Below are 672 nucleotides of genomic sequence, written 5' to 3'. Positions count from 1 at the left end.
TGCGGAATCACTCTTGTTTTCTTCTCCTGGGGGTACTTAGATGTTTCAGTTCCCCCCGTTCGCCTCCCCGTAGGGATAATCAGGCTTCACCTGATTGGGTTGCCCCATTCGGATATCTACGGATTAATGCGTGTGTGCCGCTACCCGTAGCTTTTCGCAGCTTACCGCGTCCTTCGTCGCCTCTGAGAGCCTAGGTATCCCCCATGCGCCCTTAATTTACTTACAGCTCCCGCTGTTTCGTCTTCTCTTCTTCCCATCATGTCAATGAACTCCCGATAGATCCGAAAATCTATCTTGTGGAGAATAACGGATTCGAACCGTTGACCCCCTGCGTGCAAGGCAGGTGCTCTAGCCAGCTGAGCTAATCCCCCGAAATAACTAAAAATCAATGCCCATAATACACCCTGGTGCACTCAATTTTTTGTATTGAGTGGGCCTGCGTGGACTCGAACCACGGACCTCTACATTATCAGTGTAGCGCTCTAACCACCTGAGCTACAAGCCCAAAAATATATGATAAAAGTAAACCAAAGCAAATACTAGACGTGTATCCTAGAAAGGAGGTGTTCCAGCCGCACCTTCCGGTACGGCTACCTTGTTACGACTTAGCCCCAGTCGCCGATTTTACCCTAACAGTGTCTTTAACCTACTGCTTCAGGTCTCCCCGACTCC

Annotated in this window: 2 tRNA genes and 2 rRNA genes; all 4 read right to left on the bottom strand. The window is 49.7% G+C overall.

Annotated elements, in window-relative coordinates:
• Positions 1–225 (bottom strand): 23S ribosomal RNA (locus EZE20_RS23880); the annotation flags it as partial.
• Positions 226–297: 72 nt separating this feature from the next.
• Positions 298–371, bottom strand: a tRNA-Ala gene (locus EZE20_RS23875).
• A gap of 60 nt (positions 372–431) precedes the next feature.
• Positions 432–505, bottom strand: a tRNA-Ile gene (locus EZE20_RS23870).
• A 51-nt stretch (positions 506–556) separates the two neighbouring features.
• Positions 557–672, bottom strand: a 16S ribosomal RNA gene (locus tag EZE20_RS23865); the annotation flags it as partial.

Origin of the sequence: Arundinibacter roseus, from assembly GCF_004348825.1 — a bacterium.
GTDB classification, from domain to species: domain Bacteria; phylum Bacteroidota; class Bacteroidia; order Cytophagales; family Spirosomataceae; genus Arundinibacter; species Arundinibacter roseus.
The sequence above is the reverse complement of the archived record's forward strand: the minus strand, read 5'-3'. Positions and strand labels throughout refer to the sequence as shown.